25 protein-coding genes are annotated in these 24898 nt (G+C 65.8%); 8 read left to right on the forward strand and 17 right to left on the reverse strand.

Features of this window, described 5'->3' with window-relative positions; genetic code table 11:
- Positions 1–40: 40 nt before the first annotated feature.
- The 3 genes from AC4PTB_RS14285 to AC4PTB_RS14295 form a co-directional block, all read right to left on the reverse strand.
- Positions 41–1183, reverse strand: coding sequence for an NUDIX domain-containing protein (locus AC4PTB_RS14285; RefSeq protein WP_492190541.1), 1143 nt, complete (start codon positions 1181–1183; stop codon positions 41–43).
- Positions 1184–1211: 28 nt separating this feature from the next.
- Complete coding sequence (locus AC4PTB_RS14290; RefSeq protein WP_492190542.1) at positions 1212–1658, reverse strand: TrgA family protein; 447 nt, start codon at positions 1656–1658, stop codon at positions 1212–1214.
- A 129-nt stretch (positions 1659–1787) separates the two neighbouring features.
- On the reverse strand, positions 1788–3206 hold the full coding sequence (locus tag AC4PTB_RS14295) for a cryptochrome/photolyase family protein (protein WP_492190543.1): 1419 nt from the start codon (positions 3204–3206) through the stop codon (positions 1788–1790).
- Positions 3207–3341: 135 nt separating this feature from the next.
- Between AC4PTB_RS14295 and AC4PTB_RS14300 the strand changes: the two genes are divergently transcribed.
- The 4 genes from AC4PTB_RS14300 (at position 3342) to AC4PTB_RS14315 (ending at position 7487) form a co-directional block, all read left to right on the forward strand.
- On the forward strand, positions 3342–4394 hold the full coding sequence (locus AC4PTB_RS14300) for an extracellular solute-binding protein (protein WP_492190544.1): 1053 nt from the start codon (positions 3342–3344) through the stop codon (positions 4392–4394).
- A gap of 108 nt (positions 4395–4502) precedes the next feature.
- A complete protein-coding gene (locus tag AC4PTB_RS14305) occupies positions 4503–5531 on the forward strand; it encodes an N-acetylneuraminate synthase family protein (protein ID WP_492190545.1) in 1029 nt (342 codons plus the stop codon).
- Entirely contained in the window at positions 5528–6304 is a 777-nt protein-coding gene (locus AC4PTB_RS14310; protein ID WP_492190546.1) for a glycosyltransferase family 25 protein, read from the forward strand. Before AC4PTB_RS14305 ends, AC4PTB_RS14310 begins: the two co-directional genes overlap by 4 nt.
- A gap of 40 nt (positions 6305–6344) precedes the next feature.
- A complete protein-coding gene (locus AC4PTB_RS14315; RefSeq protein ID WP_492190547.1) occupies positions 6345–7487 on the forward strand; it encodes a rhamnan synthesis F family protein in 1143 nt (380 codons plus the stop codon).
- A gap of 5 nt (positions 7488–7492) precedes the next feature.
- Here the strand turns inward: AC4PTB_RS14315 and AC4PTB_RS14320 are convergent, their stop codons facing one another.
- Positions 7493–8251: a hypothetical protein gene (locus AC4PTB_RS14320; RefSeq protein ID WP_492190548.1), complete on the reverse strand. Its 759-nt coding sequence runs from the start codon at positions 8249–8251 to the stop codon at positions 7493–7495.
- A 102-nt stretch (positions 8252–8353) separates the two neighbouring features.
- Between AC4PTB_RS14320 and neuC the strand changes: the two genes are divergently transcribed.
- Positions 8354–9475 (forward strand): UDP-N-acetylglucosamine 2-epimerase, encoded by a 1122-nt coding sequence (gene neuC, locus AC4PTB_RS14325; RefSeq protein WP_492190549.1) that lies wholly within the window; start codon positions 8354–8356, stop codon positions 9473–9475.
- A 2-nt stretch (positions 9476–9477) separates the two neighbouring features.
- Here the strand turns inward: neuC and AC4PTB_RS14330 are convergent, their stop codons facing one another.
- The 13 genes from AC4PTB_RS14330 to AC4PTB_RS14390 all read right to left on the reverse strand — a co-directional run bounded on the left by AC4PTB_RS14330 (position 9478) and on the right by AC4PTB_RS14390 (position 20308).
- Positions 9478–10425, reverse strand: a complete 948-nt coding sequence (locus AC4PTB_RS14330) for a Gfo/Idh/MocA family protein (protein ID WP_492190550.1) — start codon at positions 10423–10425, stop codon at positions 9478–9480.
- Positions 10419–11210 carry an SDR family NAD(P)-dependent oxidoreductase gene (locus tag AC4PTB_RS14335; protein WP_492190551.1) on the reverse strand — a complete coding sequence of 264 codons (792 nt, stop codon included), beginning with the start codon at positions 11208–11210 and terminating at the stop codon, positions 10419–10421. Before AC4PTB_RS14335 ends, AC4PTB_RS14330 begins: the two co-directional genes overlap by 7 nt.
- Before the next feature lies 1 nt (position 11211).
- Complete coding sequence (locus AC4PTB_RS14340; protein ID WP_492190552.1) at positions 11212–11916, reverse strand: acylneuraminate cytidylyltransferase family protein; 705 nt, start codon at positions 11914–11916, stop codon at positions 11212–11214.
- Positions 11913–12812 (reverse strand): hypothetical protein, encoded by a 900-nt coding sequence (locus AC4PTB_RS14345; RefSeq protein ID WP_492190553.1) that lies wholly within the window; start codon positions 12810–12812, stop codon positions 11913–11915. The genes AC4PTB_RS14340 and AC4PTB_RS14345 overlap by 4 nt, the downstream gene beginning before the upstream one ends.
- 185 nt (positions 12813–12997) lie before the next feature.
- On the reverse strand, positions 12998–13633 hold the full coding sequence (locus AC4PTB_RS14350; protein WP_492190554.1) for a hypothetical protein: 636 nt from the start codon (positions 13631–13633) through the stop codon (positions 12998–13000).
- A gap of 8 nt (positions 13634–13641) precedes the next feature.
- Positions 13642–13956 carry a DUF2188 domain-containing protein gene (locus AC4PTB_RS14355; RefSeq protein ID WP_492190555.1) on the reverse strand — a complete coding sequence of 105 codons (315 nt, stop codon included), beginning with the start codon at positions 13954–13956 and terminating at the stop codon, positions 13642–13644.
- On the reverse strand, positions 13931–14281 hold the full coding sequence (locus tag AC4PTB_RS14360; RefSeq protein WP_492190556.1) for an H-type lectin domain-containing protein: 351 nt from the start codon (positions 14279–14281) through the stop codon (positions 13931–13933). Before AC4PTB_RS14360 ends, AC4PTB_RS14355 begins: the two co-directional genes overlap by 26 nt.
- A gap of 124 nt (positions 14282–14405) precedes the next feature.
- On the reverse strand, positions 14406–14804 hold the full coding sequence (locus tag AC4PTB_RS14365) for a F0F1 ATP synthase subunit epsilon (RefSeq protein ID WP_492190557.1): 399 nt from the start codon (positions 14802–14804) through the stop codon (positions 14406–14408).
- A gap of 9 nt (positions 14805–14813) precedes the next feature.
- The gene (atpD, locus tag AC4PTB_RS14370) at positions 14814–16232 is read right to left on the reverse strand and encodes a F0F1 ATP synthase subunit beta (protein WP_492190558.1); all 1419 of its coding nucleotides are present in this window, start codon (positions 16230–16232) and stop codon (positions 14814–14816) included.
- Positions 16233–16253: 21 nt separating this feature from the next.
- Complete coding sequence (locus AC4PTB_RS14375) at positions 16254–17126, reverse strand: F0F1 ATP synthase subunit gamma (protein WP_492190559.1); 873 nt, start codon at positions 17124–17126, stop codon at positions 16254–16256.
- 20 nt (positions 17127–17146) lie between these two features.
- Positions 17147–18676 carry a F0F1 ATP synthase subunit alpha gene (gene atpA, locus AC4PTB_RS14380; RefSeq protein WP_492190560.1) on the reverse strand — a complete coding sequence of 510 codons (1530 nt, stop codon included), beginning with the start codon at positions 18674–18676 and terminating at the stop codon, positions 17147–17149.
- Entirely contained in the window at positions 18677–19237 is a 561-nt protein-coding gene (locus AC4PTB_RS14385) for a F0F1 ATP synthase subunit delta (protein ID WP_492190561.1), read from the reverse strand.
- Between the two features lie 312 nt (positions 19238–19549).
- The gene (locus tag AC4PTB_RS14390) at positions 19550–20308 is read right to left on the reverse strand and encodes a methyltransferase domain-containing protein (RefSeq protein ID WP_492190562.1); all 759 of its coding nucleotides are present in this window, start codon (positions 20306–20308) and stop codon (positions 19550–19552) included.
- A 60-nt stretch (positions 20309–20368) separates the two neighbouring features.
- On the opposite strand from AC4PTB_RS14390, the gene gloB reads away from it, so the two are divergent.
- From gloB to AC4PTB_RS14405, 3 genes are all read left to right on the forward strand, one after another.
- On the forward strand, positions 20369–21139 hold the full coding sequence (gene gloB / locus AC4PTB_RS14395; RefSeq protein WP_492190563.1) for a hydroxyacylglutathione hydrolase: 771 nt from the start codon (positions 20369–20371) through the stop codon (positions 21137–21139).
- A gap of 175 nt (positions 21140–21314) precedes the next feature.
- Positions 21315–23636 carry an ATP-dependent Clp protease ATP-binding subunit ClpA gene (gene clpA / locus AC4PTB_RS14400; protein ID WP_492190564.1) on the forward strand — a complete coding sequence of 774 codons (2322 nt, stop codon included), beginning with the start codon at positions 21315–21317 and terminating at the stop codon, positions 23634–23636.
- 163 nt (positions 23637–23799) lie between these two features.
- Positions 23800–24759: a M23 family metallopeptidase gene (locus AC4PTB_RS14405; protein WP_492190565.1), complete on the forward strand. Its 960-nt coding sequence runs from the start codon at positions 23800–23802 to the stop codon at positions 24757–24759.
- Positions 24760–24898 lie beyond the last annotated feature (139 nt).

Raw genomic sequence — 24898 nt, forward strand, 5'->3', positions numbered from 1 at the left:
GGGCCCGGTCGGGCAAGACTAAAGGGCAAGCGGGGTTGTCTCAAGCCCCGAGGGCGGTTTTGCGCAGCTCTTCGCGCAGACGTGCCAGCCAGAGCGCCAGCACGATCAGCGGCCCGGTCTCGATCTCGCCGCTGTCGATGAGATCCATCATCCGCGCAAAAGGAATGCGGTGGCTGCGGATATCCTCGCCCTCGGCTTCAACGCCCCCCAGCCCCGGGCCGCGCTCGGGCAGGTCGCAAAGCCCGATGAAGCAATAGATATATTCGGTTTTCGCCCCCGGAGAGGGGTAATGCGCGGGCGCCGGGATCAGCCGGTCCAGGGTGATGCCCGCCTCCTCTTCGGCCTCGCGGCGGGCGGCCTCTTCGGGGGTTTCGCCCGCATCGATGCGGCCCGCGACGGTTTCCAGCGCCCAGGGGTTCGTATCGCCGCGCGCAAGCGGCCCGGTGCGGACCTGCTCGACCAGCAGCACGGTGTCGCGCACCGGATCGTAGGGCAGCACCACCGCCGCATCGCCCGACACGAAGGCGGCGCGGTCCAGTGTCGGGCTCATCCCCCCGTCAAAACGGCGATGGCGCAGCCGATACTCCTCGAGGGCGAAGAATTTCGCGTAAGGCGTGGTCAGGCTCTCGATCACCACATCGCCCTCGGCCGGGGTCCGGCGCAGGCTGGCCGGGCGCGGCAGGGCGGCGCGCAGCCGCGAGGCGGCGCGAACCCGGATCATCGGATAGCGGGCAAGCGCGGCCTCTGCCGGGATCTGCCCGCGCAGGGCCATCACCTCGGCCACGGCCAGCGTGGCAAGCTCGCCCTTTTGGGCCGCCCAGTCGTCCAGCCGCCACAGCCGCCCCGGTGTCCAGCGCCGGTCCTCGGGCAGATAGGTCCGCGCCGCGACCGGCCGCCCCGCGGCATCGGTCACCGTCAGCCGTTCCTTGCGATAGCCGATCTCGTACCAGTCAAGCACCTCGGCCTCGGCGGCCGTGATTTCGGCCAGCACGCCCTCGACCCCCGCAGGGCCGGGCACCAGCAGCGGATAGCCAAGCTCGATCCCCGCCGCATCGCAGGCATGGCGGACTTCGTAACCCGCGGCCCGGGCCGGATGCAGCGCCGGGGACCGCCCCAGCACCGCCGCCAAAAGTGGCGGATGCCCCAGGGTGCCGTAGAAGAAATAGAGTTCGCTCAATGACATGACGCCCCGCCCGCGGTTGGGGCGCGGCCTAGTGCCAGCGTTTCCACGCCCATTCGGCCAGCATAGCGGAAAGCAGCGCGCCGCAAAAGAGCGCGCCCAGCACGTCAGGCTGCAGCGCCTCGCCGCCCAGCCGCATCGCCTGGACCGGAACGTCCAGCAGTGCCTCGCTCGGACCGTCGTAGCGGCCGCGGACCATGCTGCGCAGCATCTGCAACGCGCCCAGAAACAGCGCCGTCCAGAGCAGAAGATAGATCGCCGCATGCAGCCCGCGTTCGATCACCTTGCCGAAGCCCCGGCCCGGATTGCGCCCGATCACCCGCCAGCCCAGCAGCAGCCCGACCGCGGCCAGCATCGGCGCCAGCCCCTGCACCGCCGCACCCGGCGGCAGATGGCCCGGGATCAGCGCCGCAACCCCGAACCCCGTCGCCGCCAAACCGACCGCCCCGCACAGCTTCGCCGTCGTGGGCAGCTTCATCTGGGGGTCCCGAAAGAAAGCTTTTTGCATCTCGCACCTCCGACCGCAGGCCCGAAACCTGCCGGAGGCAGGGTATCACAGAAAACTGTGGCCAAATCGGGATACAATCGTGGCAGGGCCGGAGCCGGTCTAGCCCGCCTTCGGCCGCGCCGCATAGGCGGCCAGCGCCCGGTCCCGCCCGGCGGCCAGATCGATCAGCGGCGCCGGCAAGGCCCCCCCCGGCGCAAGCCCCCAGGACCGCGGCACAGCGGCAAAGAAATCCAGCGCCGTCTGCGGCGCGTGGCGGTTGCCCTCGGCCAGCCAGGCCCGGCGATAGCGGCCCTCGGGATCGAATTTCTCCGCCTGAGACGCCGGATTGAAGACGCGGAAATAGGGCGCGGCATCCGGGCCGCAGCCCGCAACCCATTGCCACCCCATCGCATTCGAGGCCGGATCGTGATCGATCAGGCAGTCCTCGAACCAGCGCAGCCCGATGCGCCAATCGGTCAGCAGATGCTTGGTCAGATAGGATGCGACGATCATCCGCGCCCGGTTGTGCATCCGCCCGGTCACATACATCTCGCGCATCGCGGCATCGACGACGGGCTCGCCGGTCTGGCCGCGCCGCCAGCGCTCGGCCGCGGCACTCTCGCCCGCCCAGGGGAAGCTGTCCCAGTCCGGGCGCCAGTTCGCCGTGGCGAGGTTGCGAAAGTGATACATCAGATGCCAGGCGAAGTCGCGCCAGACCAGTTCCTTGAGGAAGGTCTCGGCCCCCGCCCGGCCCTCCTCCATCGCGCGGGCCCCGGCATGCCAGATCACCCGCGGCGAGATTTCCCCCCAGGCCAGGTTTTCCGACAGCTCCGAAGTGGCGTTCTCGGCCAGAAAATCTCGCCGCGCCTGATAGGTCTCGATGCCGTCGCGCAGGAACCGCTCCAGCCGCGCCAGGGCCTGCGCCTCGCCCACCCGGGCATATTTCGCCACAACCGCAGCCCCGCGCCGCATCGCCAGGCCCAGCCCCAGCGCCGAGAGGCTTTCGCCGCGCAAGACCGGCCCCGGGCGCAGCGCGGTGACGGGGGCCAGCGGCGGCGCCACCGCCAAGCCCCGCACCGCGCGCCAGTAGGGCGTGTAGACGCGATAGGGACCGCCCTGCCCGGTCTGCACCGCCCAGGGCGCAAACAGCACCTGCCCGTCGAAAGAGCGCACCTCCCGCCCCTCGGCGCGCAGCGCGGTCTTGATCTCGGTGTCGCGCGCAATCGCCGCCGGGTCCAGATCGCGGCTCCACCAGACCGCACCCGCGCCGCTTTCCGCCAGCACCGCGCGCAGCACCGGCAGCGCCGCGCCGCGGCGCAACACAAGCGGCACACCGCAGGCCGCAAGCGCCGGGGCAAAGGCCGCAAGCGCCTGTTCCAGCCGCCATTTCGGCGCCGCGCCATAGGCTTCGGCCAGCGGGTCAAGGATGAAAAGCGCCAGCACCGGCCGCCCCGAGGCAGCGGCGGCAGAGAGCATCGGATGGTCATTCAGCCGGAAATCACGGCGCAACCAGAGCAGGATCGGGGTGTCATCACGCATTCCCCCCAACTGGGGCAACGGCGGCGGTTCGGCAAGAGGGCGCCCTGCCACAAGGGCGACGAAATATTCCCTTGTTCGCGCGCAACGCGCGGTCTAGCGTTTCGCCAAATCCACATCCAACAGGGAAACGCCACGATGAAGAAAACGTCGCTTCTGCTCGCCTCTGCCGCGGCCGCGCTTGCGCTTTCGCTGCCCGCCAAGGCGGGGGACTCGGGCTTGCTGGTCTTTGACTGGGCGGGTTTCGAGATCGAAGGCATCTATCAGGCCTACAAGGACAAACACGGCGACGCGCCCAGCTATTCCTTCTATGGCGATGACGACGAGGCCTATCAGAAGGTCGCTTCGGGCTTCAAAGCCGATGTCGCCCATCCCTGTTCGCAGATGGTGTCGAAATACCGCGACGCCGGGCTGATCGAACCCTGGGACCCGGCGAAGCTTCCGGCGCTGGCCGACATCGACCCGAAATTCCTCGATTCGCCGATCTTCAAGGATGACAAGGGCGTCTGGTTCATCCCGACCGACTGGGGCGCCGCCGCCATCGCCTACAACCCCGAGGAGGTCCCGGCCGAGGATGTGGCAACGCTGCAGGTCTTCGTGAACCCGAAATATCAGGGCCGGATCTCCCTGCCGAATTCCTCGGATGACGTGTGGTCGCTGGCCTATCTGGCCACCGGCGTCACCGACTGGACCAAGGTGACGGACGAACAATTCGCCGCCGCCGCCGCCTGGCTGCGCGAGGCGCACAAGAACGTGCTCAGCTACTGGGCCGATCCGGGCGAACAGGCGCAGACCATGGCCTCGGGCGAAGTGCTGATTTCCTGGTCCTGGAACGACGGCGTGACGAACCTGCGCAACGAAAACTACCCCGTCGCCTTCCAGCGCGAGGCCAAGGAAGGCTCGGCCACCTTCTTCTGCGGCTATGTGAACCTGAAGGACGGCCCCGGCGACGAGGCGAAAGTCTATGATTTCATGAATTCCTGGCTGCGCCCCGAAGCCGCCCGCGCGCTTCTGGACAATATCGGCTACGGCCATTCCAGCCCGAAGGCGATGGCGACGATCCCGCTGGAGGAACAGGTGACCGCAGGCATCGGCCCGGTCAAGGCGCCGGTGTTGGCGCAGGTGCCGAACGATCCGCAGCAGCGCGAAAAGCAGCTGGCCGAGTTCGAAAAGATCAAGGCCGGGTTCTGAGGGAACGGCAGGGGCGCCTTCGGGCGCCCTTCGCCTGGCCCCCGCCGCTTGACGGGTCGGCCCCGGGGTTCTATCGCCAAGCGGCGAAACCAGCGAAAGGGACAGGCCATGCAGATCGGAACGCGCCAGATCGGACCGGAGCATCCGCCGCTGGTGATTGCGGAAATCGGCATCAACCATGGCGGCTCGCTGGCCGTGGCGAAGGAGATGGTGCGTCTGGCCGCGGCCTCGGGCTGCGAATGCGTCAAGCATCAGACCCATATCCTTGAAGACGAGATGACCGACGAGGCGAAGCAGATCTTTCCGCCCAATGCCGATGTCTCGATCTGGGAGGTGATGGCGCGCTGTGCTTTGTCGCAAGACGACGAGATCGAGCTGAAGCGCTACACCGAAAGCCTGGGGATGATCTATCTCTCGACGCCGTTTTCGCGCGCGGCGGCGGAGTTTCTGGAAAGCATCGGCGTTCTGGCCTACAAGATCGGCTCGGGCGAGGCGGACAACCTGCCGCTCATTCGCCACATCGCGCGACTGGGCAAGCCGGTGATTCTGTCCACCGGCATGCAGACGATCGAGAGCATCCGCGCCAGCGTCGCGATCCTGCAATCTGCGGGGGTCGAGTTTGCGCTGCTGGAATGCACCAACCTTTACCCCAGCCCGCCCGAAATCGTGTCGCTGCGCGGGGTGAAAGACCTGCAAGACGCCTTCCCGGGCGTTCCGGTGGGCTTTTCCGATCACTCGATCGGGCCGGAAATGGCGCTGGCCTCGGTCGCCTTGGGCGCCTGCATTCTGGAACGGCACTACACCGACACGCGCTATCGGGTCGGCCCCGACATCATCAATTCGATGGACCCGTCCGAGCTGCGCCATCTGATCGATCGGTCAAAGGAAATCTGGATCGCTTCGCGCAACCCCAAGGAACGCACCCCGGCCGAAGAGCCGGTTTACCGCTTCGCGCGGGCGTCTGTCGTGGCGGACCGCGACCTGCCCGCGGGCCATCTGATCACCGAAGCCGACATCTGGGCCCGCCGCCCCGGCTCGGGCGAGATCGCGGGCTATGACTTCGACAAGGTCGTGGGCAAGCGCACCACCCGCGCCCTGCCCCGCAACACCCAGCTGAAATGGAGCGATCTGGCGTGAGCGCCCCCCTGCCCGATCTGCCGGTTCAGGTGATCTCGCTCGCCCGCGCGACGGCGCGGCAGGCGCAGCTGGCGCAGGAATTCGCCCGGATCGGGATGCGCTACACGATCTTCGAGGGGATCGACGGCGCCGCGCGTCAGGCGGAATTGCTGGGTCGCACCGATCTGGCCGCCTGGCATCGCAACATGGGGGCGCCGATCTCGGCCGGGCATATGGGCTGCTATGCTTCGCATGTCGAGCTGTGGCGCCAGATTGCGCAAGACGGCCCCGAGATCGTGCTGATCTGCGAAGACGATGTCACCTTCACCGCCGGGTTTCCGCAGGCGCTGGCGGCGGGGCTGGCGATAGCCGACCGCTGGGACATCCTGCGGTTTTCCTGCATCCGCGCCAAGGGGCGGCTGCCGCAGGCGCAGCTTGGCCCCTTCACGCTGATGGCCTATTGGGGGCCCTTCACCGGCAACGGCTGCTATCTGATCAAACGCGCGGTGGCGGCGCGGCTGGCCGAGCGCTTCTATCCGATCCGCCGCGCCCATGACCACGAGCTGAACCGCTTCTTCGATCATGACATCAGGCTGATGGGGCTTGAGCCCTTCACCGCGCCGCCGCGCGACCGGGGCGAAAGCTTCATCACCGGCACCGCCATGGCCGGGGCGAAGAAATTCCCGAAACTCAAGCGCTTGCCGCATTATCGGCAGAAGCTGGCGAATTACGCCCGGCGGCTGATCTGGCTGGCACGGCACGGCTTGCTTTCCTTCCGCGCCGCAGGACAGTAAACCGGGCCAGGTCCGGTCCGTTTTTCAAGGAGTTTTCAGCATGGTCCCCGCCTGGAAGATCAAGCGCGAGCTGAACCGCGTCAAGGATCAGCTTCTGCAACTCCCCCGGACCCTTGCCGCGCTGCCCGGACGCCTGCGCGAACCGGCCCGCCGCAAGGCCTATCTGCGCGATTTCGACCGCGTGACAAAGCGCCATGCGGGGCGGTTACCTGCAGGCGAACGGATCGCGATTTTCCTGCTCTATCAACCGGATGGCATTTCCGCCTCGACGATTGCGACCTGCAACTGGCTGATCTCCGAGGGCTATGCGCCCTTCCTTGTGCTCAACTGCCCGGTGTCCGACACCGACCGGGACCGCTTGCTCGATTTGTGCTGGAGCCTGCTGGAGCGTCCGAATTTCGGCTATGATTTCGGCGGTTATCAGGATGCGATCCGACTTTTGAACCGCGACGGCCTGTGCCCCGAGCGGCTGATCGTGATGAACGACAGCGTCTGGGCACCGCTGCGGACCGACCTTCTGACGCGGATCGAGACCGATTTCGCCGCGGCCGATATCTGCGGGCTGCTGCGGGACGAAAAGGTGATCCACGACACCAACGGCGGGCGGCCGAGCACACGCAGCCATGTCGAAAGCTATTTCTACCTGATCCGCCGCAGCGCCTGGGATCACCCGGCCTTTCAGGCCTTCTGGCGCGACTACAAGATGACCGATTACAAGCCGCATACGATCGAATTCGGCGAGATCGGCTTTTCGCGGCAGATGGCGGCGGCGGGGCTGCGGCTTGATGCCTATTCGCGCCGCGACACCTTTCTGCAGCTTCTGCGCGAGAAGGATGATGCCTTCCTGCGGCAGACCTTGAAATATGCCGCCTATGCCGATTCCGACCGGATCAAGGCGGCGCGGCAGATTGCGGCGCTGGACCCGGCCAGCCCGGGCTGGCGCGAGGCGGTGCTCGATCACATCCGTCGCACGGTGAACCGCAAGCGGTTCAACGCCTCTTTCCCTTTTGCCAATGACCATATCTTCGGCACTGCCTTTCTGAAGAAAAGCAGCGAGCCGATTTTTGCGAACATGCGCGCCGCCTATCTGCGCGCGCTGGAAGATGGCGCGGTGGCCGAGCCCCCGGCCGAAATCCGCGCCGAGATCGCGGCGATGGTCGCGCAAGCGCGCAGCCTTCACTGACCGGCTCAGTTTCCGCCGTAGCGCAGCCAGTAATCGCGCATCCAGCCCACCGGACCGCGGCCGATATTGGGCAGCTCGCCCCACCAGCCCTTGCGGATCAGATCGAGCGGCCGCGGCCGGCCATGAAAGGCCAGAACCTTGGCGCTGGCGGGCGGGCGCCGCACCGGCAGCACAGTGCCCAAAAGCGCCGGCGGGCGCAGGTGGCGCTTGAAGCTGATCACCCAGTCGGCGGGCCAGCAGGTAACGGAATGCGCGAAAGCCGCAACGCAATTCTGTTCCAGCCCGAAACGATGGGCATGGCCGTTGCGATCCTCATTGAAGCGCTCGAAGATCTGCGGCTCGGCGCCCAGGGTGAAGGCGAACAGGCAGGTGCCCGGTTCCTCGGGCCCCTTGCCCGCGCGCGGCTTCCAGTTCGCGCCCATGTCGGTGGCGATGAAGGGGGCGGGATGCTCAAAGAACGGCGTCAGATCGGACAGGATCATCATGTCGAGATCGATGAACAGCGCCCGGCCGCGCAGCCCGTAAAGATCGCGCTGAAACACCCCGATCTTCGGCCAGCCGCCGATCATCCACAGATCGGGGCGCAGACCAAAATCCGGCACCGGGAAGCATTCGACCGCCGGATCGATCCCGGTCGCATCATCGGTCAGGCAGACGAAGCGGAACGGCCCCGGCAGATGCGCCCGCACGGCGTTGTAAAGCACGTTCACGTAATCGGGGCCGTAAAGCGTCCCCCATTTCATGCACAGAACGACGCGATCCATCGCGCTCTCCCCTCTCGCAGCCTTCTGCCGCATTATAACCCTTCCGCCGAGGGCACAAGCAATGTAATGGCGACCCGAACAGAGCAGGAAAGAAAGCCCGGAATGACCCGCGAAATCCTCTTCGTCACCGGCACCCGTGCCGATTTCGGAAAGATCGAGCCGCTGGCGCTGGCTGCCCGCGACGGGGGCTTCAAGGTGTCGTTTCTGGTCACCGGCATGCACATGCTCGACCGCTACGGCCTGACCAAGATCGAGGTGCACCGGGTGCAGGGCGCCACCGTGCATGAATTCCTCAACCAGCGCGAGGGCGACCCGCAGGACACGATCCTGGCGAAATCGATCACCGGCTTTTCCGACATCTTCGCCGAATTGCGCCCCGATCTGGTGGTGTTTCACGGCGACCGGATCGAGGCCCTGGCCTGCGCGCTTGTCTGTGCCACGAATTACATCCGCTCCGCCCATATCGAGGGCGGCGAGGTCTCGGGCACGATCGACGAGGTATTCCGGCACTGCAACACCAAGCTGGCCGCCTGTCATTTCGTCTCCTCCGAGGCGGCGGCGAAGCGGGTGATGACGCTGGGCGAACCGGCCGAGAAGATCCATGTCATCGGCTCGCCGGAGCTTGATTTCCACGCCCGGCCCTCGGGGGTGACCCTGCCCGAGGTGCTGCGCCGCTACGACATCCCGTTTGACGATTACGGGGTGACTTTGTTCCACCCGGTCACGTCGGAAGCCGCAACGATGGGGCGGCAGGCGGCGGATCTGTTTGGCGCGTTGGACGCCTCGGGGAAGAATTTCGTCGTCATCGCGCCGAACAACGATCCGGGCTCGCGCGAGATCTTTGCCGTCTTGGAACAGCTGCCGCGGGAGCGGTTCCGGCTCATCCCCTCGATGCGGTTTGCGCATTTCTCCGAGCTGATGAAACACGCCGCCTGTCTGGTCGGCAATTCGAGCGCGGGGGTGCGCGAGGCGCCGTTTCTGGGCATCCCCTCGCTCGATATCGGCACCCGGCAGACGAACCGGGCCGAGGCGCCGTCGCTGTTTTCGGCGGACGCGGCCGAGCGGGGCAAGATCGGCGATTTTCTGGGCCGCGAATGGGGCAAGCGCTATCCGCCCCACACCGCCTTTGGCGAGGGCCGGGCGGCGGAACGCTTCCTTGAGGTGCTGGCCGACGAAGGTTTCTGGCAGGGCGGGTTGCAGAAGACCTTCGCCGATCACGGCTGAGCTCAGCCCATCTCCATCTCGACCTGCCCGGTGAAGCGTCGGGCAGCCCAGGCGCTGGCGACCATCTCGTTCACCGGCCGCATCGTGGTGAAACGCGGCGCGAGCGGGGACAGATCGGCCCCCGGGCCCTCAGTGATCAGCCGCAGGAAGTCGCGCATCGCCCCCAGGAACATGTCATTGCGTTCAAAGACGTAAGCTTGGCTGGTGCGGCGGCCGGGGGTCTGGAACGTGATCTCGGGCGTCAGGAAATCGACCTCGATGAGCCACTTCAACCCCACCAATCGCGCGCGCCGGATGAAGACCGGCGAGAGGTAATCCATCGAGACGGTGCCAACCGGCCCGCCGGCAGCGGCAAGCATCAGGGTGGTGGCGAAATCGACGCCGGGGAAGGCCGGATGGCCCAGGCTTTCCGCGCCGCGCAGAGCAAGGTCGGGGAAGAGGGTCATCGCCAGATCGACCTCGTGCGAGAGATCCAGCAGCACCCCGCCGCCCTGGGCCCGCGCGGCGTAGCTGTCACCAAAGCGCCAGTTCGCCCGCCATTGCCGCACGTCATGGCCGATCTCGAAGGAAAAGCGGTAGATGTCGGAGAGGTCTTCGGCGGCCAGCGCCTGCAGCGCCGGGTTGTAGCGCATCATGAAGCCGATCAGGCTGCGATCCGCGACCGGGGCGGCGGCGGCGTAGATCGCCGCCACCTGTTCGGGCGTGTAGGCCAAGGGCTTTTCGACATAGAACGGCAGGCCCCTCCGGGCGCAGATCTCGATCAGCTCCAGCCGGATCTGCGTCTCGGTGGCGATCACTACGCCATCGAGATCGGTCCGCGCGGCAAAACCCGCCGCATCGAAGCTGCGCCAGGGCAGATGCGAGACGGTGCAGCCCAGCGTGGTCAGGTTGGCCGCATGCCGCCGCCCGATCGAGCCTGCGCCAATGACGGCGATATGCGCGCTTACCACGCCGAGAACCCGCCATCGACATTGACCAGTTGCCCGGTCATGTAGCCCGCCCCGGCCGAGCACAGGAACAGCATCGCATCGGCGATCTCGTCCGGTTTCGCCATGCGGCCCATCATGATCAGCTCGCCGACGCGGCGCTGGAATTCCTCGGAATGGTTGTTGAAGACTGCCCCGGGGGCGATGGTGTTGACGGTGGCGCCGCGCGGCGCCCAGTAGCCCGCGAGCCAGACCGTCAGCCCGTGGATGCCCGCCTTGGTCACGCCATAGGCCGAGAAATTCTTGAACGGCATGCCGTCATAGATCGGGTGATGCGCCCCGTTCAGCGCATACATCGAGGCGACGTTGATCAGCGCTGCCGGCCAGCGCCCGACGATGTCGCGGTCCATCTGCCGGGCCACCATGAAGGCGCCGGTCAGGTTGGTGCGCAGGGTGCGTTCGAAATCGGCCACGCTCGTATCGGCGAAATCCGGGAAGGGCTTGCCCGCGCCCATCAGCATCTCGCCGGTGATCGCGGCATTGTTCAGAACCACGTTCGGCTCCCAACCATCGGCCAGAACGCGCTTGAAAATCTCGGTCACCTGCGCTTCATCGCCTACGTCCAGATCGTAGAAGCGAAAGGCCTCGTTGCCCGCATGCGCCGCCTGCAGCGCCTCGGCCCGAGGACCCGGCAGATCGGTCGCCACGACCCGGGCGCCCTGATCGAGCATCCGGCGCACATAGGTTGATCCCAGCACGCCGCCCGAGCCGGTGATGAAAATGGTGCGGCCCGCAAGTTGCCCGGTCATGTCAGTTTTCCTCCGTCAGACGGTCGTTCATCAGCATTTCGACCAGCCGGAAATCGAACGGCGTGTCGATGTCAAGGCAGCGCTCGGGCGGCATCTCGAAGGGGATCACCCGGCCTTCGTAGATCGTCTTCGCCCGGCGCAGATAGTCGGCGGACAGCACATAGGTCGAGGCCGCATGTTCCCAGACCTTGGGCGCCGATTGCCGCGACCAGACCCCGCCCGGCAGCGGTTTCGACACATGCAGCGCCCCGGTGTCATCCGCCTCGACCAGGTTGAAATAGGGGTTCTTGCGTGCCTCGCAGACGCTCATCACCATGTCGGGCTGTTCGCGGGCGAACAGATCCAGCGCGCCGTCAAGGTCTTCGGGCAGGCGCAGGGGCGAGGTGCAATCCAGATCGACAAAGGTGGTCACGGGCTTGCCCAAGGCCGCCTGCCCGGCCTCCAGCGCATGTTGCCAGACGCCCCATTTCGGCGCCGCATCGGTGGCCAGATGCGCGGGCCGCAGCCCGATATCCAGCGCGCCCTTCGCCACCGCATGATCGTAAATGCGTTCGTCATCGGTCGAGACGACGACGGCATCGATGCGCGGATTGGCGAAAAGCTGGTCCAGCGACCAGTCGATCAGCGGCTTGCCCGCGATCGGACGGAAGTTCTTGCCGGGCACGCCTTTCGAGCCCTTGCGCGCGCCGATATGGCCCAGAATCATGATTGTTCCCCTTGCCGCAGACGGGCGTTCAGGTCGGTGTAATAGGCGATGATGCGGGCGCGGACCGGCCCCAAAGCGCGGTCCGACCAGATCAGGCGGCGGCCCTTGCGGTCGGTGATCTCGGCGCCTTCGGGAAGGGTCGAGAGTTCGGGGCCCTTGACCTCGTTGCCCGGCAGGGTGATCGCGACCAGCCCCGCCCAGCGACGCCGCAACCAGGGCAGACGCGCCCGCAGATGAATCAGCCAGCGCCAGGGCCACATGAATTCGGTCGGGAATTTCACCGCCAACCGCTTCGGGATCGCCCGCAGCTGCGCCTGGGCGGACCAGGAGATGAACCGTTCATCCGCGATCATCGGGCGCAGGCCGTTGTAGCCATGCGCCGCGTGCAGCCGTTCGTAACTGGTGGCGATATGGGCGCAATGGGCCGGGTGATAGACGACGATCGAGGAATTGCCGCGCGCGTAATGCCGCCCGCCGCTGAGCCGGTGCAGCGCCCGCCCCAAAGGCCCGAAGGGCAGCACGACGCTTTGCAGCATCGCCATGCGGTCCGGCCGGTCAAGCAGGTCAAGGAGCCGCGTGACATCGCCCAGAACCAGCGTGTCGATATCAAGATAGACCGCGGGCAGATCATCGGGCACGACACCCGGCGCGAACATCGCCAGCTTCGCCTGACAGCCGCCCGCCAACATCGGTGGCGACAGGTAGAACTCGGGGAAGCGCCGCAACAGCACCTGCGACAGCAGGCCGGGCCGGTCGCGGTCGGAAATCAGCACGACACGCGGCGGGCTGGAGGCCCGGGCCAGCACGGTCTCGATCAGGGCATTGAGTTCGGCAACCGGATATTTCGTCCCCCACAGGATCACCACGAGCTGCCAGCGGGGGGCATCTTGTTGCACGGGCGGGCCTCATTGGATGGGAAAGTCGTGCGCACCATCGGCGCGGGGGGGTGGAAAGTCAAGCCGGGCACCGAAGAACAGACCTGCCTGCCGCGCCCATCTGGAGGAACGGTTCCGTGAAAAACGGCCCGAACGTCATGGAAAAAGACAGGTTCACATTTGTCGACGAACGCGATCAATGCGGCTTAGTCAAAGACGAACTCGGCAGGTTTGCCCACATCAATCCAGAGCCGCATCGCCTCCAGCCGCTCCGGGGTTGGCAAGGACAGGGCTTCTTGCGCCGTATGCCCCTCATGAATTTTCAGCTTCAGCAGCCAGCCAAGGAACGTGCCATAATCGCCTTCGATCCTCCCCGCCCCGGGGAGAGACAGCCCCGCCTCGACAACGAAAAAGTTCCGAGTCTTCTTGATCACCAGCAGATGATCGTTGCGGTGAAACTCTATGTCTTGCCCGGCGATATCCGAGAGGGTGCGTTTCGTCTCATAAGGCTCGTTTTCAAATATGAGGAACTTCTTTTCACTCGGCAAATCAACGGCGGTGCGCCTGATGCCAACATCCACCCCGAATTCGAACGGCATGTTCATCCGCGCATAGTCACCAACATCCTTTGCCCTGCAACGCGACAGGTCATGGATGGAATACTTCGCCCCTTTCGCAAGGGCATAGATCTTGTCGAGACGGTTCTGACCGCCCTCAAGGCGTTCGGTCGCAAGGCGCGGATTCAAACCGAAGTAAATGACGCAAAATAAAAGTGCCTCCAGCAGGGGAGCGTAGTCTTCGTCGAAAGGACAGTTGATGAAAACGTCATTCTCGAACGGCAACGAGCCCCCTATCCTTTCATCGGAAACGGACGCTCGCCAAAGCTGATCCAATCCCGGATGCGGCCATCGCGCCCGTGGATGAAAAGCTCCGTCCCCTGCGAGCGGGCCAATTCACGGCCACGCTGGATCGCCTCGTCCTGTGTCGCAAACACGGCAGACGCCCGCTCCGACCCGGAACGGCGCACCGCCCATCCTTCCGATGAGGGCACAACATGTTGACCTTTTTGCGCCATGATCGAGTCTCCGCCAGTCTCACCCAGTATATGGTGCCCCCGGACGGTTAAGCAACGGTTTCGCTCAGCGCACGTCCCAGTCGTCCTCATGGGCGCAGCCGCCGATGGCCAGCCAGTCGGCGCGGACGCGGGCGACGCGGGTGTCGCCCCAGGTGCGAAAGACGATCACGAAGCCCTCGGCCGTCACCATGTCGGCGGAAATGTCCATGCGCGGATTGTGCTTCTGGTCGATGTCCCACATCGACAGCGACACCTGCACCGCCGGAATGTCGCGGAAGACTTCGTCAAAGACCACCACCCGGCGCAATTCGCGCGGGCCCTCGCCCGTCCACATCGCCCCGCCGTCCAGATAATCCGAAAACAGCACCAGCGATCCCTGTGCCACGCCGATGCGGGTCGAGGAATACTTCTTCATCCGTTCCTATCGCTCATTCCGGCTTCGCCCCGGCCAAGCTAGACTGCGGCGCCGGAAGACAAAAGCAAAAAGCAAAGGCCCCGGCGCGACGGCCGGGGCCCGGGATCTGAGGCGGGATGTCCCGTCAGAGATTGATATGCGTGCCAAGCGCTTCCATGTCGGCCAGCATCTTCGCAGCGGCGTCCGCCACCGTCGGATGCGCGGCGTCCGCGACTTTCTTGGCCTCGGCCAGCATCTCGGCATGAACCGCGGCGGTCAGTTCCGCCCGGGTCAGACCGCGCTCGGCCAGAACGGTCACCTGCTCGCCCGAAACCTCGGCGAAGCCGCCGGTCACGGCGTATTCGGCCGTGCCCGCGGCGCTGACCACGGTCAGGATGCCGGGACGCAGCGAGAGGATGACGGGCGCATGGCCCGGCATCGCCGTCAGATCGCCTTCCACGCCGGGAAGACGGACCTCGGTCGCGGCAACGGAGGCAAGCCTCCGTTCCGGGCTGACGAGGTCGAACTGCATGGTATCGGCCATGGTTCCCCCTTACGCCGCAGCGGCGAGGCGCTGGGCTTTCGCGATCACGTCATCGATGCCGCCGACCATGTAGAAGGCCGCTTCCGGCAGGTGGTCGTATTCGCCCGCAACCACCGCCTTGAACGACTTGATGGTGTCTTCGAGCGGAACCTGCACACCGTCCGAGCCGGTGAAGACCTTCGCCACGTCGAAGGGCTGCGACAGGAAGCGCTGGATCTTCCGGGCGCGGGCCACCGTCAGTTTGTCTTCTTCCGACAGTTCGTCCATGCCGAGGATGGCGATGATGTCCTGCAGCGACTTGTAGCGTTGCAGCATGCCCTGCACGTCCCGGGCGACCTGGTAGTGCTCTTCGCCGACGACTTGCGGGTCAAGGATCCGCGAGGTCGAGTCGAGCGGGTCCACGGCCGGGTAGATCCCGAGTTCCGAGATCGCACGCGACAGAACGGTCGTGGCGTCGAGGTGGGCAAACGACGTGGCCGGCGCGGGGTCGGTCAGGTCGTCGGCCGGAACGTAGATCGCCTGCACCGAGGTGATCGAACCGGCTTTGGTCGAGGTGATGCGTTCTTGCAGCGCGCCCATGTCGGTCGCCAGCGTCGGCTGGTAGCCCACGGCCGAGGGGATACGGCCAAGGAGCGCCGACACTTCCGAACCGGCTTGGGTGAAGCGGAAGATGTTGTCGACGAAGAACAGCACGTCGGTGCCCGACTGGTCGCGGAACTGTTCCGCAAGGGTCAGGCCGGTCAGCGCCACGCGGGCACGCGCCCCCGGGGGTTCGTTCATCTGGCCGTAGACCAGCGCCACTTTCGACTCTTCGAGCTTGTCGAGGTTGATAACGCCCGATTCGATCATCTCGTGGTAAAGGTCGTTGCCCTCACGGGTCCGTTCGCCAACGCCCGCGAACACCGAGAAGCCCGAGTGCACTTTCGCGATGTTGTTGATCAGTTCCATGATCAGAACGGTCTTGCCCACACCGGCGCCGCCGAACAGGCCGATCTTGCCGCCCTTGGAATAGGGGGCGAGCAGGTCGATCACCTTGATGCCGGTGACGAGGATCTGGCTTTCGGTCGATTGCGCCGCGAATTCCGGCGCGGGCTGGTGGATCGCCCGGGCTTCGACTTTCGACACTTCGCCGCGCTCGTCCACCGGCTCGCCGATGACGTTCAGGATGCGGCCCAGCGTGGCGTTGCCGACCGGAACGGTGATCGGGCCGCCGGTGTCGGACACCGCCGCGCCGCGCACGAGACCTTCGGTCGCGTCCATCGCGATGGTGCGGACGGTGTTCTCGCCCAGGTGCTGGGCGACTTCCAGAACGAGGCGCTTGCCGTTGTTGGTGGTTTCAAGGGCGTTCAGAATCGCCGGGAGGCCATCTTCGAACTGCACGTCGACGACGGCGCCGATGACCTGGGTCACTTTGCCTTTGCTTGCCATTCTCTTCTATCTCCGGTTCCGTCAGAGCGCCTCGGCGCCCGAGATGATTTCGATGAGCTCTTTGGTGATGGCGGCCTGCCGCGAGCGGTTATACTCGATCGTCAGTCGATCGATCATGTCCCCCGCATTGCGGGTCGCGTTGTCCATGGCCGACATCTGCGCCCCGTTGAAGGACGCGTTGTTTTCCAGCAGCGCGGCAAAGATCGCCGTGGCCACCGCACGCGGCAGCAGCGCGGTCAGGATCTCCTGATCGCCCGGTTCGTAGTCGTAAACCGCCGAGGCCGAAGCCGCATCGGTTTCGAACTGCGCCGGGATCACCTGCTTGGCGGTCGGCACCTGGCTGATCACGCTTTGGAAGACCGAGAAGAAGATCGTCGCCACATCGTATTCGCCCGCTTCGAAGCGGTCGAGGATGTTTTGCGCGATCTTCTGCGCCACCGGGTAGCTCAGCTTCTTCACGTCGCTCAGGTCGATGTGGTCGATGTAATACTGGCCCAGATCACGACGCAGCGCGTCGCGACCTTTCTTGCCGACGGTGAGGATCTTCACCGTCTTGCCCTGGGCGAGCAGTTCCATCGCCTTCACTTTCGCGAGTTTCGCGATATTGGCGTTGAAGCCACCGCAAAGCCCGCGCTCGCCCGTCATGATGACGAGGAGATGGACCTTGTCGGAGCCCGTGCCCGCAAGCAGGCGCGGCGCACCGTCGGTCGAGCCCACCGCAGCGGCAAGGCTCGACATCACGGCGTTCATCCGCTCGGCATAGGGCCGGGCAGCTTCAGCGCTTTCCTGGGCGCGGCGAAGTTTCGCCGCCGCGACCATCTGCATCGCTTTCGTGATCTTGCGAGTGTTCTTGACACTCACGATCCGGTTCTTGAGGTCCTTAAGGCTGGGCATCTCCCTGTCCTTTCAGGCCGTCAAGCGAAGGTCTTGGCGAACTCGGCGATCGCGTCTTTGAGCTTCTTCTCGGCGTCGCCCTTGATCTTGGGGTCTTCCTTGGTGAGCCACTCAAGCACGTCCTTGCGGGTCGAGCGCAGATAGGCCAGCAGGCCTTTCTCGAACCGGCCGACTTCTTTCACCGGAACGGCATCAAGGAAGCCGTTGGTGCCCGCAAAGATCACCGCCACGATTTCGGCGTTGGTCAGCGGCGAATATTGCGGCTGTTTCATCAGCTCGGTCAGACGGGCACCGCGGTTCAGCAGCTTTTGCGTCGCGGCGTCGAGGTCCGAGCCGAACTGCGCAAAGGCGGCCATTTCGCGATACTGCGCAAGCTCCAGTTTCACCGGACCAGCGACCGACTTCATCGAGTTGGTCTGGGCCGAGGAACCGACGCGCGACACCGACAGACCGGTGTTCACGGCCGGGCGGATGCCCTGGTAGAACAGTTCGGTTTCCAGGAAGATCTGACCGTCGGTGATCGAGATCACGTTGGTCGGGATGAAGGCCGACACGTCGCCGCCTTGCGTTTCGATGACCGGCAGCGCGGTCAGCGAGCCCGAGCCGAAGTCCTCGTTCAGCTTGGCCGAACGTTCCAGCAGGCGCGAGTGCAGATAGAACACGTCGCCCGGATAGGCTTCACGCCCCGGCGGACGGCGCAGCAGCAGCGACATCTGACGATAGGCCACGGCTTGCTTCGACAGGTCATCATAGATGATCAGCGCGTGCATGCCGTTGTCGCGGAAATATTCCGCCATCGCGGTCGCCGAATAGGGCGCAAGGAACTGCATCGGCGCCGGGTCCGAAGCGGTCGCGGCGACGACGGTAGTGTATTCCATCGCGCCGGATTCTTCGAGCTTCTTCACCAGCTGCGCCACGGTCGAGCGCTTTTGCCCGATGGCGACGTAGAAGCAGTGCAGCTTGTTGTTCGGGTTGGCGTCGTTGTACGACTTCTGGTTCAGGATCGTGTCGAGCGCGATCGCGGTCTTGCCGGTCTGACGGTCGCCGATGATCAGCTCGCGCTGGCCGCGGCCGATCGGGATCATCGCGTCCACCGACTTGAGGCCGGTCGCCATCGGCTCATGCACCGATTTCCGCGGAATGATGCCGGGGGCTTTCACGTCGGCGATGCGACGCTCTTTCGCCACGATCGGGCCCTTGCCGTCGATCGGGTTGCCAAGGCCGTCCACGACGCGGCCCAGCAGGCCTTCGCCCGCCGGAACGTCCACGATGGCGTTGGTGCGCTTGACGGTGTCGCCTTCCTTGATGTCGCGGTCCGACCCGAAGATCACGATACCGACGTTGTCGACTTCAAGGTTCAGCGCCATCCCGCGGACGCCGCCGGGGAATTCGACCATCTCGCCCGCCTGGACGTTGTCGAGCCCGTGAACGCGCGCGATACCGTCACCGACCGAGAGCACGCGGCCCACTTCGGCGACCTGGGCATCCTGCCCGAAGTTCTTGATCTGCTCCTTGAGGATCGCAGAAATCTCAGCTGCTTGGATGCCCATTTATCCGACCTCTTTCATGGCGTTCTGAAGGGAAGCGAGTTTGGCTTTGACCGTGGTGTCGATCATGCGCGAACCCAGCTTGACGATCATGCCACCGATGAGGCTCTCATCGACGGCGACGTTCAGTTTGACGGTCTTGCCCGTCTGTTTCGCCAGCGTCGCCGCCAGCTTCTCGGCCTGCGCCGTGCTCAGCGCGGTGGCCGAGGTGACATCCGCAGTCATCTCGCCCTTGGCATCGGCGATCGCGGCGGCAAGGCCCTTGAGCAGCTGCGGCAGCGCGAACAGACGGCGCTTCGTCGCCATCAGTTTCAGACCATTGGCCAGCGGCGCCGACAGGCCCATCTTCGCGGCCACCGCGGCAATCGCGGCCCCCTGTTCGTCGCGGGTGTAGACCGGCGAGGAAATCAGGTCACGCAGCTCGGCCGAACCGGCCAGAGCGGCGCTCAGCGCATCCACGTCGGCCGAGAGCGCGTCGATGCCCTTGGCCTCCTGCGCGAGGTCAAAGATGGCCGTGGCATAGCGCCCGGCAATGGCTGCGGAAATCGAAGCTGGTTCGGACACGTCCACCCTTCCGATGCTTTTGCCTCCGCACGCGGACGACAGGAACAAAATATCCCGTCACCGATTCAGAGGCCCCCCTCGGCGCCCAAAGTGATCTCGCGCGCCGCATTCGGGGTTGCGTCTAGCAGAGCATCAAGACCCTCGCAACCATATTGGCGGCAGGAATCCGCATCAGGCTGGCACATTTTCTGCACCGGCACGGAGTGTTAGCGCAAAGGGTCGAAACCCGCCCCGCTGCGTCCCCCCACCGCAGGGCGAAGTGCCGCGGAAACCGGTTTTTCCGGCCGGGCGATTCTTGCGGCGGCGGCGGTCTCAGATCCGCCCGACCACCGGCTTTGGCGCCCCTTCGAGGATCGAAAGCGGCTTGCGCACCGCCGCGCCAAGCCCGGTGCGGCGCACCGAATGCACCTGCTTGATCACCTCAAGCATCACCACCCCCGCCGCCAGATAGCCCGCCGCCCGTGTGCCCAGCCGCTCCCACATCTCGGACGAGCGCAGCCAGAACCGCCGCTGCGAGGGCGGAATGTACAGCGCCGCCGCCTGACGCTCGGGGGCGAACCCCACCCGTCGTGCCTGCGCCTCAAGCTGGCCCATCGTATAGGGGCGACCAAAGCCGAAGGGCGTGGTTTCGCGCGGCGCCCAAAGCCCGACCCGGTTCGGCACGATGAAGAGCGCCCGCCCGCCCGGACCAAGCGTGCGCCAGCATTCCCCCATCAGCGCATCGGGGTCGTCGGACACCTCGAGCCCGTGCAGCACGACGAGCCGGTCGATCATCCCGGTCTCCAGCGGCCAGCTGGTTTCGGCACAAAGCACCGAGACATTGGGCTCTCCGGCGGGCCAGGGCATCACGCCCTGCTGCGCGGGCATCAGCCCGATCACCCGGCGCGCCCGGCCCAGATAGGGGCGCAGAAGCGGCACCGCGAAGCCATAGCCCGCCACCGTCAGCCCGGCCATGCCGGACTGGGTGTCCGGCCAGAGTTCGACCACCTTGTCGCGGATCGCCTTTTGCGCCGTGCGCCCCAGCTGGGTGCGGTAGTAGAAATCACGCAGGTCGAGCACGTCGAGATGCATTGCAGGTTGGCCTTCCTTGGGCGAAGCTGGGTCAGGATAGCGAAAGATGCGCAAAAGGCCATGACCCTCGAACTGACCCCGATCCCCTGCCTGACCGACAATTACGCCTGGCTCTGGCACGACACCGCCACCGATACCGTGGTGGTCGTCGATGTCCCCGAGGCGGCGCCGGTGCTGAAGGTGCTGTCCGACCGGCGCTGGCAGCTGCACCACATCCTGATCACCCATCACCACGCCGATCACATCGGAGGCGTCGAGGCGCTGGCGCTGGCGACCGGGGCGAAGGTGGCGGGGGCCGCAGCCGATGCGCACCGGCTGCCGCCGCTCGATCATCCTGTGGCGCCGGGCGACATGCTGCCTCTGGGGATGGAGACGGCGCAGGTTCTGGCGGCGGATGGCCATACGCTGGGCCATATCGCCTGGTATCTGCCCGGGGCGGGGCTGCTCTTTTCCGGCGACAGCCTGATGAGCTGGGGCTGCGGGCGGCTGTTCGAGGGCACGCCCGCGCAGATGTTCGACACGCTGACCCGTCTGGCCGCGCTGCCGCCCGAAACGCGGGTCTGTTCGGGGCATGAATACACCGAGGCAAACGGCCGGTTCGCACTCAGCCTGGAGCCGGGGAACGCGCGGCTGCAGGCCCGGATGGACCGGGTGACGGCGCTGCGGCAGGCCGGGGCCCCCAGTTTGCCGGTGACCTTGGCCGAGGAACGGGCGACGAATCCCTTTTTGCGCACCGATGACGCTGCGTTGCGCGCCGCGCTCGGCCTGCCCGGGGATGCCGCGCCGCTCGCCGTCTTCACCGCGGCGCGGGCGCACAAGGACCGGTTCTGAAAGCACTTTCGCGCGCCGCCTGCGGATCGGGCGCCCGCCGCCCGCGCTGGTCAGTTTTGCAACACAGCCGGACGCGGTGGAAAAAACACGCGCCCGGGCCTTGAAGCGCGGCGAAATCCACCGAAACTTAACTCCATGACGCCAGTATCGGGAGACCCGAGGAAAGGAGCGCCGCATGCCTTCGTTTTCGACCACGCTCGAGCAAGCAATCCACGCCGCACTGGCGCTGGCCAACACGCGCAAGCATGAACTGGCGACGCTCGAACATCTTCTGCTCGCGCTGATCGACGAGCCCGATGCCAGCCGCGTGATGCGCGCCTGCGGCGTCGATCTTGGCGAGCTGCGCACGACGCTGACCGAGTTCATCGACGATGATCTTTCGACCCTGATCACCGAGGTCGAAGGCTCGGAAGCCGTGCCCACCGCCGCCTTCCAGCGGGTGATTCAGCGCGCCGCGATCCATGTGCAAAGCTCGGGCCGGACCGAGGTGACGGGGGCGAATGTCCTTGTCGCGATCTTTGCGGAACGGGAATCGAACGCCGCCTTCTTCCTGCAGGAACAGGACATGACCCGTTACGACGCGGTCAATTTCATCGCCCATGGCGTGGCCAAGGACCCGGCCTTCGGCGAAAGCCGTCCGGTCGTCGGCGCCGAGGAAGAGACCACCAAGGCCGAGGCCGCGCAACCGGGCGAGGCGAAGGAATCCGCGCTGGGCAAATATTGCGTGAACCTGAACCAGAAGTCGCAAAAGGGCGACATCGACCCGCTGATCGGCCGCGCCGAAGAGGTCGAGCGCTGCATTCAGGTGCTCTGCCGCCGCCGCAAGAACAACCCGCTGCTGGTGGGCGATCCGGGTGTCGGCAAGACCGCCATCGCCGAGGGGCTGGCGCTGAAGATCACCCGCGGCGAAACGCCCGACATTCTGGCGCGCTCGACGATCTATTCGCTCGACATGGGGGCGCTTCTGGCCGGCACCCGCTATCGCGGCGATTTCGAGGAACGGCTGAAAGCGGTGATGAAGGAGCTCGAGGACCATCCCGATGCGATCCTCTTCATCGACGAGATCCATACGGTGATCGGGGCGGGCGCGACCTCGGGCGGGGCGATGGATGCCTCGAACCTGCTCAAGCCCGCGCTGCAGGGCGGCAAGCTGCGCTGCATGGGCTCGACCACCTACAAGGAATTCCGCCAGCACTTCGAAAAGGACCGCGCGCTGAGCCGCCGGTTCCAGAAGATCGACGTGAACGAACCCTCGGTCGGCGACAGCATCAAGATCCTGATGGGGCTGAAACCCTATTTCGAGGAACATCACGACGTGCGCTACACCAATGACGCGATCAAGTCGGCGGTGGAACTGGCGGCGCGTTACATCCATGACCGCAAGCTGCCCGACAAGGCGATCGACGTGATCGACGAGGCGGGGGCGGCGCAGCACCTGCTGCCCGACAGCAAGAAGCGCAAGACTTTGGGCGCCAAGGAGATCGAGGCCGTGGTGGCGAAGATCGCCCGCATTCCGCCGAAAAGCGTGTCGAAGGACGATGCCGCGATCCTGCGCGATCTGGAAAAGACACTCAAGCGCGTGGTCTTCGGTCAGGACAAGGCGATCGAGACGCTGGCCTCGGCGATCAAGCTGGCCCGGGCCGGTCTGCGCGAACCGGAAAAGCCGATCGGCAACTATCTGTTTGCGGGTCCGACCGGCGTCGGCAAGACCGAGGTGGCGAAACAGCTGGCCAATACGCTGGGGGTGGAGCTGCTGCGCTTCGACATGTCGGAATATATGGAGAAACACGCGGTCTCGCGGCTCATCGGCGCCCCTCCGGGCTATGTCGGCTTCGATCAGGGCGGGCTTCTGACCGATGGCGTCGACCAGCATCCGCATTGCGTGCTGCTGCTCGATGAAATCGAAAAGGCGCATTCGGACGTGTTCAACATCCTGCTGCAGGTGATGGACCACGGCAAGCTGACCGATCACAACGGCCGTCAGGTCGATTTCCGCAACGTGATCCTGATCATGACCTCGAACGCGGGGGCGGCGGAGCAGGCGAAATCGGCGATCGGCTTTGGCCGCGAACGCCGCGAGGGCGAGGATACGGCGGCGATCGAACGCACCTTCACGCCGGAATTCCGCAACCGTCTGGATGCGGTGGTCAGCTTCGCACCCTTGCCGCGCGAGACGATCCTGCAGGTGGTGGACAAGTTCGTGCTGCAACTGGAAGCGCAGCTGATCGACCGCAACGTCCATATCGAGCTGACGCCCGAAGCCGCCGAATGGCTGGCGGTCAAGGGCTATGACGACAAGATGGGCGCGCGGCCGCTGGGCCGGGTCATTCAGGAGCATATCAAGAAGCCTCTGGCCGAGGAGCTTCTGTTCGGTCGGCTGATGAAAGGCGGCGTGGTCCGGGTGACGGTGCGCGACGATGCGATCGCGCTCGATGTCGAGGAACCGGGCAAGCCGCGTCTGGCGGGGGCGAAACCGCGCCTGCTGCCCGCAGGCTGACCGGCGGCGGGGCCGCCTCCGATCCGGCACCCGGATCATGCGTGACCCCGACGATATCGCTGTGCTAGGCTTTTCAGGCGCTCCCTCGGGGGCGCCTGATCTTTTGGGGGATGTGTCGATGCCTCTGTTTCGCCCCCGGCGGAGCGACCTCCGTGCTGTCCTGTTGGCGCTGGCGCTCGGTATTGCCGCCCTGCCCGGCGCCGTCCGGGCGCAGGATATCCTGCTGAAACTGCCGATCGCCTGCACCCTGGGCGAGAGCTGCTACATCCAGCATTATCTCGACCACGCCGCGGGGCCGGAGGTGCGCGATTTCGGCTGCGGAACCGCGAGCTATCAGGGCCACGACGGCACCGATTTCGCCCTGCCGACGCTGGCCGCGATGGCGGCGGGCGTCGATGTTCTGGCGGCGGCGCCGGGCCGTGTCCGGGCGGTCCGCGATGGCGAGGCCGATGGCGCCTTTGCTGCCGGGGCCGATGTCGACGGGAAAGAATGCGGCAATGGCGTCGTGATCGACCATGGCGGCGGCTGGCAGACGCAATATTGCCACCTGAAGAATGGCTCGGTCGCGGTAAAACCCGGCACCAAGGTTGGTGCGGGCACAAAGCTTGGCCAGGTCGGCCTGTCGGGCAAGGCGGAGTTCCCGCATCTGCATCTGGCCCTGCGCCATGACGGCGTCGATATCGATCCGTTCCAGCCCGATCCCGCCGCCGCCTGCACGCCCGCGCCCGCCCGCACGCTCTGGCAGGACCCGCCCGCCTATGTCGGCGGCGGCCTGTTGCAAGCGGCGCTGAGCGATGCCCCGCCCGATTTCGAGGCGGTCAAAGCGGGCCTGCCCGCACAGGATACGCTTCCGACCAATGCCCCGGCGCTTGTGCTCTGGGCTTACGGCTACGACAGCCGCAAGGGCGACGGGATCAAGGTGACGATCACCGGCCCCGGCGGCTTTGCCTTTGCGCAGGATGTGGTGCTCGACAAACCGCAGGCGCTGTTCCTGCGTTATGCGGGCAAGCGCGCCCCGTCCGGGGGCTTCGCCCCGGGCCGCTACGAGGCGACGGTCACCCAAAGCCGCGACGGCACCGAAATCAGCCGCAAACAGGCCGTCGTCACCCTTGCGGCCCCCTGAACGGCGCCCGCCCGCCTTTGGCCGTTGACTCTGCCCGCGGCCTCTGTATAAGCCCCCCCATCCCGGCAGCGGCGACGCTTGCCGGGGCTTTCATTGGTGTTGGTGGACCCCGCAAGGGGAAGCCTGTCGCCCAAGGCCC

The organism is Rhodobacter sp. 4.3.4 (genome assembly GCF_058724655.1).